Origin of the sequence: Planococcus halocryophilus (genome assembly GCF_022489025.1) — a bacterium.
Lineage (GTDB): Bacteria > Bacillota > Bacilli > Bacillales_A > Planococcaceae > Planococcus > Planococcus halocryophilus_A.
Map to the genome: position 1 here is coordinate 430098 of NZ_JAKVTG010000001.1, position 12813 is coordinate 442910.

12 protein-coding genes and 1 riboswitch are annotated in these 12813 nt (G+C 38.8%); of the genes, 11 read left to right on the forward strand and 1 reads right to left on the reverse strand.

The window, feature by feature from the left end; translation table 11 throughout:
- The first annotated feature begins 59 nt into the window (after nt 1-59).
- The 8 genes from resA (at nt 60) to MLE13_RS02115 (ending at nt 8806) form a co-directional block, all read left to right on the forward strand.
- On the forward strand, nt 60-620 hold the full coding sequence (resA, locus tag MLE13_RS02080; protein WP_240747789.1) for a thiol-disulfide oxidoreductase ResA: 561 nt from the start codon (nt 60-62) through the stop codon (nt 618-620).
- Between the two features lie 13 nt (nt 621-633).
- Entirely contained in the window at nt 634-2292 is a 1659-nt protein-coding gene (locus tag MLE13_RS02085) for a cytochrome c biogenesis protein ResB (RefSeq protein ID WP_240747790.1), read from the forward strand.
- Entirely contained in the window at nt 2289-3473 is a 1185-nt protein-coding gene (gene ccsB, locus MLE13_RS02090; RefSeq protein WP_240747791.1) for a c-type cytochrome biogenesis protein CcsB, read from the forward strand. Before MLE13_RS02085 ends, ccsB begins: the two co-directional genes overlap by 4 nt.
- 135 nt (nt 3474-3608) lie before the next feature.
- A complete protein-coding gene (locus MLE13_RS02095; RefSeq protein ID WP_240747792.1) occupies nt 3609-4325 on the forward strand; it encodes a response regulator transcription factor in 717 nt (238 codons plus the stop codon).
- Nucleotides 4318-6099: an ATP-binding protein gene (locus MLE13_RS02100; protein ID WP_240747793.1), complete on the forward strand. Its 1782-nt coding sequence runs from the start codon at nt 4318-4320 to the stop codon at nt 6097-6099. The genes MLE13_RS02095 and MLE13_RS02100 overlap by 8 nt, the downstream gene beginning before the upstream one ends.
- Nucleotides 6100-6145: 46 nt before the next feature.
- Nucleotides 6146-6679 (forward strand): RNA polymerase sigma factor SigX, encoded by a 534-nt coding sequence (gene sigX, locus MLE13_RS02105; protein WP_240747794.1) that lies wholly within the window; start codon nt 6146-6148, stop codon nt 6677-6679.
- The gene (locus tag MLE13_RS02110) at nt 6669-7871 is read left to right on the forward strand and encodes a hypothetical protein (protein WP_240747795.1); all 1203 of its coding nucleotides are present in this window, start codon (nt 6669-6671) and stop codon (nt 7869-7871) included. The genes sigX and MLE13_RS02110 overlap by 11 nt, the downstream gene beginning before the upstream one ends.
- A gap of 76 nt (nt 7872-7947) precedes the next feature.
- Nucleotides 7948-8080: riboswitch (FMN riboswitch) on the forward strand.
- A gap of 144 nt (nt 8081-8224) precedes the next feature.
- Nucleotides 8225-8806: an ECF transporter S component gene (locus tag MLE13_RS02115; protein ID WP_240747796.1), complete on the forward strand. Its 582-nt coding sequence runs from the start codon at nt 8225-8227 to the stop codon at nt 8804-8806.
- 336 nt (nt 8807-9142) lie between these two features.
- Here the strand turns inward: MLE13_RS02115 and MLE13_RS02120 are convergent, their stop codons facing one another.
- On the reverse strand, nt 9143-9394 hold the full coding sequence (locus MLE13_RS02120) for a ferredoxin (RefSeq protein WP_006829841.1): 252 nt from the start codon (nt 9392-9394) through the stop codon (nt 9143-9145).
- A gap of 107 nt (nt 9395-9501) precedes the next feature.
- On the opposite strand from MLE13_RS02120, the gene MLE13_RS02125 reads away from it, so the two are divergent.
- The 3 genes from MLE13_RS02125 to MLE13_RS02135 all read left to right on the forward strand — a co-directional run bounded on the left by MLE13_RS02125 (nt 9502) and on the right by MLE13_RS02135 (nt 12765).
- Entirely contained in the window at nt 9502-10527 is a 1026-nt protein-coding gene (locus MLE13_RS02125; RefSeq protein ID WP_240747797.1) for a helix-turn-helix domain-containing protein, read from the forward strand.
- Nucleotides 10524-11951 carry a RecQ family ATP-dependent DNA helicase gene (locus MLE13_RS02130; protein WP_240747798.1) on the forward strand — a complete coding sequence of 476 codons (1428 nt, stop codon included), beginning with the start codon at nt 10524-10526 and terminating at the stop codon, nt 11949-11951. Before MLE13_RS02125 ends, MLE13_RS02130 begins: the two co-directional genes overlap by 4 nt.
- A gap of 151 nt (nt 11952-12102) precedes the next feature.
- On the forward strand, nt 12103-12765 hold the full coding sequence (locus tag MLE13_RS02135) for a LysM peptidoglycan-binding domain-containing protein (protein WP_240747799.1): 663 nt from the start codon (nt 12103-12105) through the stop codon (nt 12763-12765).
- Nucleotides 12766-12813: the final 48 nt, after the last annotated feature.

Consider the following 12813-nt stretch of genomic DNA (forward strand, 5'->3'; position numbering starts at 1 on the left):
ACGGTTTAAACTTTGTTATAATTAGGTTTGCGTAAGATACCTCGAAGGGGGGAACAAGTATGGATGAAAAAGCAAAACAAACAAAGAATAGCAAGAAGCGAAAAAGAGCTGTGATGCGAACAACCATCTTAGCGATCCTAATAGCTGCGATTGGCTATACAATTTATAACAGCGCTACAGCTGAAGATGTGACGGTGCTAAAAGTCGGTGATAAAGCGCCTAATTTCACCTTAGTAGATCTTGAAGGCGAAAACCATAAGTTATCAGATTACGAAGGTCAAGGTGTCTTTTTAAATTTCTGGGGTACGTGGTGTAAGCCTTGTGCAAAAGAAATGCCGGCAATGGATCGGCAATACGAGGTTTTCACAAACCAGGGAGTTCAGGTGCTCGCAGTTAATATTGCTCAATCAGATTTTGAAGTCCAATCTTTTGCAGATCAATACGGCTTGTCTTTCCCAGTAGTGATTGATAAAACAAAAAGTGTGATGACGGCTTATAACATAAGGCCATTGCCAACCACAGTGCTTGTGAATCCGGAAGGGAACATTCAGCGCATCATTACAGGTGAAATGACAGAACAGGATATTGAAGGCTTTATGGAAGAAATCAAACCTGACTAAGGAGATTTTTTGGATGGAAAAATTGCAATGTCAATGCGGTCATATAAACCCGCCTGGTACGAACCTTTGTGAATCGTGTGGGCGGTCTTTGACTGAAAAAGAACAAAATAGCAAACTGGTCGACATGCGTTACGAAGGAACTGCAAGACGTTCACAAACTTATAATAAATCCATCATCGATAAAATTTGGAACTTTTTCTCAAGTGTTAAAGTCGGTGTTGGGATTATTGTCTTATTGTTAGTGGCTGCTGCAATTGGGACCATTTTGCCTCAGAAAGCATTTGTTCCTGCTAATACAGAAGCAACGATTAAAGAATATTATGCTGATACGTATGGTGTAGTTGGTCAAATTTACCATGCACTTGGCTTTCATGATTTATACAGTTCGTTTTGGTTTATTATTTTAGTTGGAATGTTAGCCATTTCGTTGATTATTGCTAGTTTAGATCGTTTTGTGCCTCTTTATAAATCGTTAAAAAATCAACGTGTGTTGCGTCATCCAAGCTTTATGGACAAGCAGCGAATTTACGCTGAAGGACCAGGAGCAGAAGATACGCTAAAAAAAGCAGAAGAAAAATTATCTGAACTGAAATACAAAGTCCGCACAGATAAAAATGGCTTATTAGCTGAAAAAGGTCGTTTTTCTAGATGGGGTCCTTATGTCAATCACATCGGACTTATCATCTTTTTGTTCGGGGTTATGTTACGTATGATGCCAGGATTTTATATTGATGAGAGTCTTTGGATTCGCGAAGGTGAAACAAGAGCAATTCCAGAAGTACCTGGTTATTACTTGGAAAACAAAAACTTTGAACTTGAAAATTATTCAGGTGAAGGCGGCGAAGAAATCTTCGGAGAAGCTTTGGATCGTGTGGGTACGGTAGCTAAAAACTATCAGACAGATATTGTTCTGTATAAAAAGAAAGAAGATGCATTACCCGGTGCAGTTGATGGGCAGGAAGTTGTGAAAGAATATCCAATTCGTGTAAATCAACCACTAAAATTTGCTGGGTACGCTATTTATCAAATGGACTTCCGTCTAGATGAACTAAAAGCAATGACTTTCTCGTTTATTAATAAAGAGACAGAAGAATCTTTTGGTGAATTGACCATTGATTTGATCGATCCAAAAAAAGATTATGAACTTGATAATGGCGCTTCTGTTAAATTGATTGGCTATTATCCAGATTTCTCAGGATTTGAAAATGGCGAACCGCAAACGGCAACACCATTACCGAACAATCCTGGCTTTTTAGTGAAATTGTTTACTCCTGATACTCCAGAAGGAGAAACGAGCTTTATTACGATTAAAAATACGGTTGAGCCTTTAGGTGAAAACGAGTATAAATTAGCCTTCCAAAGTGTTGAAACACGAGATGTGTCAGGTTTAACAGTTCGTAAAGACAGCACCTTGCCGATTCTTGGTCTTGGCGGTTTAATCTTTATGATTGGTGTAGCTCAAGGGATGTATTTTAATCACCGTCGCTTCTGGATTCAGCAAAAAACTGACGGCACCATTCTATTAGCCGGTCATACCAACAAAAACTGGTTCGGCTTGAAAAAAGATTTAAATCAAGTTGTTGAATATGCATCATTGCCCGCTTACACAGATCAACAAGATGAAATCGAAAAACAAGAGAAAGCGGAAAAGGAAGGTGAAGTATTGTCATGACGTTAGCTGAAATAAGTTCAAGTTTATTATATGTAGCCTTTGTCGCTTATCTTATTGCAACATTTGTTTTCGGTGGAGCAGTTAAAGGAAATAAAGAAGGTACATTCAAATCAGAGTCGCGATGGGGTATGGTTGCAATTACCATTACGCTCATCGGTTTTGCTGCCAATCTTGGCTATTTCTTCACAAGATGGGGCGCAACAGGTCATGCGCCGCTAAGTAATATGTTCGAATTTACAACGGCATTCGGAATGACTTTAGTTGGCGGATTTATCATTTTGTACTTCTTGTATAAAACGCCTGTATTGGGCATGATCGTATTGCCTGTCGCATTATTGATCATTGCGTTTGCGAGTATGTTCCCAAGTGAAGTGAGTCCGCTTATTCCAGCTCTTCAAACAAACTGGTTGGCGATTCATGTCAGCACAGTTGTAATTGCGGAAGGAATTTTAGCAATTAGTGCGGCTGCAGGATTGATTTATTTATTGAAAGTAGTAGATCTTACGAAAAAATCCAAGCAACGTATGGGGTTAGAAGCCATTATGTATTCGCTTGTACTAGTTCTTGGATTTGTTGTCGCTAGTAGTTTCTTCTCGTTAACAGGCTATGAAGCAGAATTTACTTATGTGGATAAAGAAAGCAAAGATGCGGCTGTGACGTACACGATGCCCCCGCTTTTCGGCATGAATGACTATGTCGCGTTAACGGATGATGCCATGACACCACTTGTTGAAATGCCTGCGATTGTTCATGCAGGAAAATTGACGACTGTTGTATGGTCAATTTTGGTCGGTACGGTTCTATATTGGCTAATTCGTTTGGTTTTCAGAAAACGGATTGCTGCAATCTTAAAACCATTTGTTAAAAACGTTAACATACAATTGATGGATGAAATCGGTTATCGTGCCGTAATTATTGGGTTCCCAGTATTTACATTAGGTGCATTAATTTTCGCCATGATTTGGGCACAAATTGCTTGGTCTCGTTTCTGGGGCTGGGACCCGAAAGAAGTATGGGCTCTGATAACCTGGTTATTCTATGCTGCATACTTGCATTTGCGTTTAGGCAAAGGGTGGCAAGGTGAAAAATCTGCATGGCTAGCTGTGCTTGGGTTTATAATCATCATGTTTAACTTAGTTGCAGTAAACTTAATAATCGCCGGGTTGCATTCTTACGCATAACAAGCAGGCCTTTTCCGGTAACGGAAAAGGTCTTTTATTTTAGTCTAGACTTCAACGTATGCTTACACTTTTCTTTATTTTTAATAAGGTTATCGGTACAATGAGACATAACAGTAGAAAGTTGGAGGGGTTAGGATGTCAGAGGAAATTACGGTTTTAGTAGTAGACGATGAGGAACGAATTCGACGGTTGTTGAAAATGTATTTAGAGCGTGAAGGATATGTAGTGGAAGAAGCAGAAAACGGTGTTCAAGCATTAGAGATGGCACTAGAAAAAGATTATCATTGCATCTTGCTCGATTTGATGATGCCTGAAAAAGATGGAGTCGCTGTTGCTACAGAATTACGCGAAACTAAAATGACGCCTATTATCATGCTTACTGCAAAAGGGGAAGAAGCTAACCGAGTGGAAGGTTTTGAATCTGGAGCTGATGATTATATTGTGAAGCCTTTTAGTCCGAGAGAAGTAGTGTTGCGTGTGAAAGCAATATTACGTCGTTCGTCTGCTTATTCACCGATTTCCAATTCAACGGTTTCAAAAGACTTGGTTGTTTTCCCTCACTTGACTATTGATCACGATGCTCATCGTGTCACAGCGGATGGCGTAGAAGTAAACTTAACGCCGAAGGAATATGAGTTATTGTACTTTTTAGCAAAAGCACCCGATAAAGTTTTTGACCGTGAGCACTTACTCAAAGAAGTGTGGCATTACGACTTTTTTGGTGACTTACGTACAGTAGATACGCACGTCAAACGATTGCGTGAAAAACTGAATCGCGTATCAGAATCAGCTGCGAAAATGATTGTCACGGTATGGGGCGTCGGCTATAAATTTGAGGTTGGCAATGAATAGAATATGGAATAGTGTTGTCGGGAAGCTTTGGATTACGATCCTGCTTCTCGTTTCCTTTGTCCTTTTTATTGTGACCGTTCTGCTGTTGGAGTTTCTAGGGAACTATCATAGTCAAACTGTGGAAGAAGCGTTGAATAGTGAAGCGAATATGATTGCGAATATTTTTAACGAGCATGAAGAAGTAGTGAATTCGTTAGAAATCATTGGTGATATTATTGGCGCTGAAACAAATGCAGTAATTGCTGAAGAACCGTATGAAAGTAGCTATTATATTCATGATGGATTGAATGGGACAAAGACACGGGAAGAAATCTTAAATGAAAAAGCGTTTCAGAAAGTTTTTGAAACAAATGAAACTGTGATGAAAGAAATGCTTTTGCCTTCATTAACAGAGCAAAATCGTCTTGAATCTTATATTGTCTTAGCCAGTCCGTTGAAAACCGGAGAAGAAGAGCATGGTGTTGTATTTATCTATCAATCATTGGAAGTAATGGACCGTACTGCGGAACGAACGACTAATATTGTTTTCTTATCAGCATTTATCGCCTTATTATTAACAACATTTTTTGCCTTCTTTTTATCTTCACGAATCACTTCGCCTCTACGAAAAATGCGTGAAGGTGCATTTGAGTTAGCGAAAGGCAATTTTGATACAAAAGTTAAAGCAACATCTAGTGATGAAATTGGTCAATTAGCTACTGCTTTCAATCAAATGGGTCGACAGCTCAAGCATCATGTAGAAGTAATCAATCAAGAGAAAGAGCAATTATCAAGTATTTTAACGTCGATGGCAGATGCTGTTATCACGTTTAATCAGGATAAAACCATTTTATTGAGTAATCCGCCAGCTGAAAAATTATTAAAGCACTGGACGATTAAAAATGATTCTGAATATGCGAGACCTTTGCCTGCTGAAATGCTTCATATGCTTGATCATGTAATCGGATTTCAAGAAGAGATTGAAGAAGAGTTAGAAATCGAGGGTGCATATTACGCTATCAATTTCAGTCCATTGTATAGTGGTGAATCGATTCGTGGAGCTGTTGCTGTTTTGCATAATATGACAGAACAGCATCGCTTAGAGAAGCTGAGAGAAGATTTCATCGCCAATGTGTCACATGAGTTGCGGACACCTATTGCCATGCTTCAAGGCTATAGTGAAGCGATTTTAGATGATGTTGGTGCAACAGAAGAAGAGCGTCGTGAAATGACGAAAATCATATACGAAGAATCACAACGGATGGGTCGTTTAGTCACTGACTTATTGAATCTGGCCCGTTTAGAATCAGGATATATGCGACTCTATAAAGAAATTGTTCAATTAAACAGCTCTATTGAACGGATGACACTTAAGTTTTCTCAAATTGCGAAAGAAAACGGAGTTCATTTGTCTTTCGAAACGACTATCGATGATTGGGCGGCAACGGAGATTGATGAAGATCGTATAGAACAAGTGATGACGAACCTAATCGATAATGCCATACGCCATACGCCTAAAGAAGGGCAAGTGGTCGTTCGTGTCGAACAACAAAAAGAGTATGCGAAGATTTCGATCAATGATAACGGAGTCGGTATATCAAAAGAAGATTTGGAATTTGTATTTGAACGATTTTATAAGGCGAATAAGGCAAGGACGCTCGGAAAAGGTGGAACAGGACTTGGTTTAGCAATAGCGAGCAATATTATACAAGCTCATGAAGGTCAGATTTATGCAGAAAGTAATGTAGGACAAGGTACTTCTTTTGTTTTCTTATTGCCTTTAAAAGACATGTAACTTTTCATTTTCAGAGACGACTAATCTAAAGGACGGAGGGAGTATATTGAAAGACTCCGTTTTCCACCGGCTGTACGATGAGTATCACCAGGATGTTTTTCAATTTTTAATTTATCTGGTGAAAAACAGACATTTAGCAGAAGATTTAATGCAAGAAGTTTATATTCGTGCTTTTCGTGCATATGATCGATTTGAAGGAAGAAGTTCAGAGAAAACATGGCTTTTTTCAATTGCTAAAAATGTGGCAATTGATCATTTTCGAAAAGCGGCAGTTCGCTCAAAACATTCGATGGAGTATTTTGATTGGGAAACACAGCAATTAGTTTCGTCGGAAAAACTCCCAGAAGAAGTTTCATTGTTAAATGAAGATAAAATATTTTTATACAAGGCATTAGACACTTGTACAGGAGATCAAAAGATGGTCGTTATTATGCGATTCTTTCAGGACTTGTCAATTGCGGAAACCGCTGAAGTACTAGGCTGGACTGAAGGGAAAGTGAAAACAACCCAGCACCGTGCAATTAAAGCCTTGCGCGAAAAATTAATCGCTAGGGAAGGGGGAGATGGAAATGCCGAATAACAAATGGACCGATGAATCTATCGAAGATTTGTTGAAGGATTTCCCTGCGATAAAAGATAACCGGCCAAAAGAAAAAGTCTATAATCAATTGGTTCAAAAAGAGCCGGCTCATAAGCGGCCAAATAGATGGTTACCGCTTCTTGTTGCAGCATTGGCGTTTATCGCTGTTGGACTGTTGGTCTCCTCCATTATCAATCAAAATGGCATCGATTCTGCTCAAAACAGTGAAAGTTCTGCTGATAATTCGAACAACGGGGCAGAGATGAAGTCTCAGGAAAGTGTAGAAGAACAGGAAGGATTACCTGAAGCTGGAGAATCTAGAGCTGAAAGTGCAGATTCATATTCAACGGCTCAAGTAGATGGGACATTGCGAACAGCAGTTTATGAAGAAACAATAGGTGATCAAACTTTGATGACTATTGGGATGACTCAGAATGCATTCGTTATACCGGTGTCTTTTCTAATTCCGAATGAAGAAATAATGAAAACTTTTGAAGGTTCTATGCCGACATCGTTAGATTTATATAAAGAATATGCAGATGACTTAGATGAGGTTGCACTAGGATTTGATAATTATCATCCGTACGTTGGAACTTTAGAGAAGACGGCAACAGGCATTCGCCATTTGCTTCCGCAAGACCATCAATATGATTTGGCCTCAGCAAGTATTGGTGTATACATGGATACCATTACAGAGACATTTAAAGATGTAACAGAAATTAACGTTGTGAATGAAGATGGTTCTACTGCAGAGTTTTCTCAAGTTGGACCGGTAGAAAAATTAGTTCCGGGAGTAGAAAATCTCGCATACTATGCTTATCAAACGGAGCATGGTGAAATTTACCTGGCACCAGCATACAATATGCCGTTTGATTCAGTGACAGAAGCCATTACAGCACTTGCTGAAAATCCGAATGATATATACAAGGCAACAATCCCACAAGATTGGAAATTTCAAGTGTCAGAAACCGATAAACTTGTTCAAGTTGAATTTATGAACAGTGTCGACCTAGAATCATTAGACAAAATAGAGGCAGTTCGTTTGCTTGAAAGTCTTGTTTTGACAGCTGATACTTTCGATAAAGAAGTAGTAGTGAGAGGAATACAGCAAGAGAATTGGAACGGTTTTGATTTTAATGAGCCATTACCAAATCCGGTAGCGCCTAATTTAATAGCGTGGCCATTACAGTAAGTAAAAGAAAGGTTGTAAACAAATTTGTTTACAACCTTTCTTTTTTATACTAATATTAGGGCATAACAAAATATCGATTCATCTTCGGGGCAGGGTGCAATTCCCTACCGGCGGTAATTGAACTCTGTTCATAAGCCCGCGAGCCGTAAAACGCAGGATTTGGTGAGATTCCAAAGCCGACAGTATAGTCTGGATGGGAGAAGGTGAAGGTGCGGACGTTTGTCGTTTACATGTAGACGGAACGCTATTAAGTGTGCCTTTTCTCCCTTAAGTAGTTATTACTTAAGGGTTTTTATATGTAAATACGGAGTCCGAACCTTTCTTCTGGTGAATCACGACAAGGAGAGAGGAATATGAAGAACAAAAAGTTACAAACAATGATCGCGATTGGGATGTTAAGCAGTATTTCTTTTATATTGATGCTTTTTAACTTTCCACTACCTGCACTTCCTGCTTTTTTGAAAGTAGATTTTAGTGATGTGCCTGCATTAATCGCCGCTGTTACAATGGGGCCGGTCGCAGGGATTTTAGTAGCCTTCTTTAAAAATGTGTTGGATTGGCTTTTCGCAGGTAGCCCAACAGGAGTTCCAGTTGGCCACATGGCAAATTTTGTAACGAGCTTGTTGTTTATTTTGCCGGTTTATTTTATCTATCAAAAACTGGCAACTAAAAAAGGTATGGCTTTTGGATTAACGATAGGAACATTGTCGATGGCAATCGGCATGAGCATTTTAAATTATTTTGTTTTCCTACCGATGTACACATATTTCCTTAACATGCCACCAACAACTGGTGATGCATTATTCGGAATGATTGTTTTAGGAATACTCCCGTTTAACTTAATCAAAGGCGTTCTTTTAACCGCAGTAGTCTTGCTAATGTTCAGCAGCATGCACACGTGGATTGAAAAACAAAGAACCTACTATTTATCATAAATGTAATAGAAAAGCGTAAGTGCCTGGTCAGCTCTGACAGGCATAAGGAGACCTAGCAGTGTGGCGTTCTTTGCCACTCTGTTGGGTTGACTTATGTCCCGAAGAGCTAGGCACTGGAGTCTAGACAAAGAAAAGCGTAACTAGCCGTGTAGATTCGACGGGCATAAGGTGCTCTGGCGAAGCGGCATGTTCTTAGCCGCACAGCCAGAGAGAGTTATGAACCTAGAATCTGGCTAGTGGAGTCTAGACAAAAAAAGCGTAAGTGCCTGGTCAGTTCTGACAGGAACACATAAAAAGAAGGCGTTCTGGGAAATTCCAGAACGCCTTCTTTTTTAATCAATCTTCGTATTTTAAAGGATCGCCTTCAAAAGATGTATCTGCAACTTTGATAGAATCTGTTGGACAGCCTTCAAATGCATCTTCCATGTCTTCTTCGAGTTCATCTGGAACTTGTTCTGTTCCCATGTTATTATCTAAAATAACAAACGCGATTCCTTCATCATCGTAATCGTAAATGTCGGGTGCAGCAGCACCACAAGCACCACAAGCGATGCAAGTATCCTTATCAACAATGGTATACTTAGCCATATTGTTTTCCACTCCTTTATCTCCGAACAAGTTCAGTTATACTATCGTATTTATTCTAAAGGTGTTTGAGAAGTTTTTCAACCTAAAACCGCTAAGGGGGTCCAAGCTTGTTATTTAGTGAACTCATTTTGGCCATTATGAAACCTTTAAATCGGCAACGTACCATCTCTTCTCCTTATCATTTAATAAAAGGAAAGAAGTCCGGACAAACAATACAGGATATTGGCTATTTTGGCCTTTATCCTTATTTTGGTATTTTCCCTAAATTGGATAAGAAAGCCTATGACCAAGTGATTAAGAGCTTATTTTCACAAGGTTATTTGCTAGCAAATGAACAAGTGATCGAACTCACTGAAAAAGCGATAAATACAAGTATTTCCGACACGCCGTTAAATGGCTGGAAATACCGTGGAAATGAAATTCTCTTTTTTAACCGATTGTCACTAATTGTTCAAACTTTATCCCATATGAGTCAGTCTGTAAAAATTTTTGACCCAATTGTCAATAATGAAGAAATACAAATGTGGGTGAAAAAATATTTACAACAAATTCAATTTCGAGATTTAGCAGTAGTCCAGGCGTTTAAAAAAGAACTCTTCACTACTTTAGCCGATTCAGCTATTTCTGAAACACATAAAATGATTCTCACAGAACGATTAACGGGTCTTGCTTTGAGTGGGTTAACGTGGCAACAAATTGCCACATCTAAAAAATTGTCTGTTTTAGATGTGCAATTGATGACTGTAGAAGCTCTACACAGCTGGATGGCAGAAATAGAAAAGTCTAAGCCTCCGCTACTATTAGGTTTAATGGAAGGCGTCATCCAGCAGTCCTCTTTGACGGCAACTGCACAACGTACAGAAAAATTATTTGAAAGAGGTTTTACGTTAGAACAAATTGCTTCTTTACGACAGTTGAAAACTAGCACGATTGAAGATCATGTTGTAGAACTTGCGATGAATGATCCGTATTTTAATTTCAAGTCATTTATGAGTCAAGAATTGTATAAAGCAATCATTATTGAAAGTAAAAGTCAGCAATCGAAAAGGTTACGTGACATCAAAGAGCATTTACCTGATGCGAGCTATTTTCAAATACGTCTTGCGTTATCGATTAAGGAGGAAAATCAATGAATTTGGAGGAGTTACTATATTCGACTTACGGGTTTTCTTCTTTTCGTCCAGGGCAGAAAGAAATTATCGAGAAGGTAATAGCTGGTGAGGACGTGATTGCGTTATTGCCTACCGGAATGGGAAAATCCATTTGTTATCAATTACCAGCAAAAATTTTGCCCGACAGTGTCTTGATTGTTTCACCGTTATTGTCTTTAATGCAAGACCAAGTAGCACAATTAAAGAAAATGGGCGAAAAATCAGTTGTGGCCATTAATTCTTTTTTAAAACCAGAAGATAAAGATAGGGTTATGAACAATCTCGGCTCGTATAAATTTATTTTCATATCACCGGAAATGCTAGTTCAACCGTTCATCAAAAAAAAATTACAAGAAATACGCGTTTCTTTATTAGTAGCCGACGAAGCTCATTGCATTTCTCAATGGGGATTTGATTTTAGGCCAGATTATTTACGGATTTCCGAAGTATTGCCGATTTTAAAATTCCCGCAAGTTTTAGCATTAACAGCAACTGCTACTGACAAAGTTACTAATGAAATCAAAGAATATTTGGCGCTTATAAAGCCATACGTTTATTGTCATCCAATGGATAGAAAAAACATTGTCTACGATATAAAGAAATTTGAAGATAACCGTGAAAAGCTTGAGTTTTTAAGAGCTTTTATTCAAAAATTTAAAGGTCCCGGAATTATTTATGCCGGAACCAGAAAAAAGTCCCAAGAATTATCTATGCTTTTAACGGAACAAGGAATTTCATCTGCCTACTATCACGGTGGAATGGAACATCAAGATCGGGTTTTCGTTCAACAGCAATTTCAAAATGAAGAAGTAGAGTGGATTTGTTCCACAAATGCTTTTGGTATGGGGGTACATATTCCAAATATTCGACAAGTTATTCACTTTCAAGTACCAACTTCTATCGAAGGGTATGTCCAAGAAGTAGGAAGAGCTGGAAGGGACGGTCTTCCAGCTTTAGCAACGCTGCTCTATGCCCAAGGAGATGAGGCTTTACTTGAAAGTTTAGTAATGGATGATTTGCCGACAAAACATGAAATAGCGGCAGTATTCAATGGTGGATCATCAGCAACGCATTTAATCGACCAAGGAATTGTGAGAGAAACTGCATTTCGTGTCATCGCTTACTGGATGACTAAATTACCGCTAGCTGGTGTTACAAGCCAAATTGAACAGCTAAGAATAGGTAAGAGACAGCAAGCATCGAAAATTCGCGAACTGATTACACGAGACGGTTGTTTGAGAAGTTATATTATAAGTTGCTTTGATCAACAACTTATCAACAAACCTGACAATTGCTGTGTGAATGATGGAATTGAATACGGTGTTTTTGAGGCATTTTCTTATTCTGAAAAAAAACCAATACCCCTTGATTGGCAAGGTCGTTTAAGTGTAATATTACCTATATAAGGTTTTCATTAACTGTCATTTACAAATGAGCCTTTTTTCGTCATAATAGATATATTAGTACAGATAGGGGTAGTCATGTATGGGGAATCATAGTTATCATGAGTCGATTGAAAAGAATCGGCAAGAAATATCAGTAGACGATCAATCAGCGTTGTCTAGAGCAGCTCAAAGACATGCCCAAAAGCCTAAATCTAAAAAAAGTAAAAGTCTTTTGATGCCTGCGTTATTTTTTATCTTTATATTAATTCCAGTTTCTTTGTTGATTTATGTAGCTTTCTTTTTTGAACCCGACGATTCTTTGACAGCCAAACCTACAGAAAATGAAGTGAGTTTTGAAATGAATTCCCAGCCTTCTAGTGCTGCTGTCGCTGCGGCCGAAAAAGAAGAAAAAGAAAAGGCTGAAGCTGAAAAAGCAAAAGCTGATGCACAAGCAAAAGCTGAAAAAGAAAAAATAGACGCTCAAGCGCAGGTAGATAAAGAGAAATCTGATGCACAAGCCGAAGCCGATGCAAAAGCAAAGGAAGAAGCCGATGCGAAAGCTGCAGCTGATGCAAAAGCTAAAAAAGAAGCGGACGCACAAGCCGAAGTGGAAGCTGATGCAAAAGCCAAAGCCAAAGCCGAAGCCGATAAAAAAGAAGAAGTACCAAGTGCTTCTGGTAAGACTTACGTAGTGAAACCTGGTGAAACATTATATCGAATCGCTGTTAATAATTACGGCGCAGCAGGAGCAGCTGCGGCTGTAGAAAAAATCAAACAAGCAAATGGGTTAAGTTCAAACAGCATCAGCCCAGGGCAAAGCATAACATTGCCATAAACTTAAGGGTGAAGAAATAGCTACGACCAAAGTAAAAAAATAGAAAGT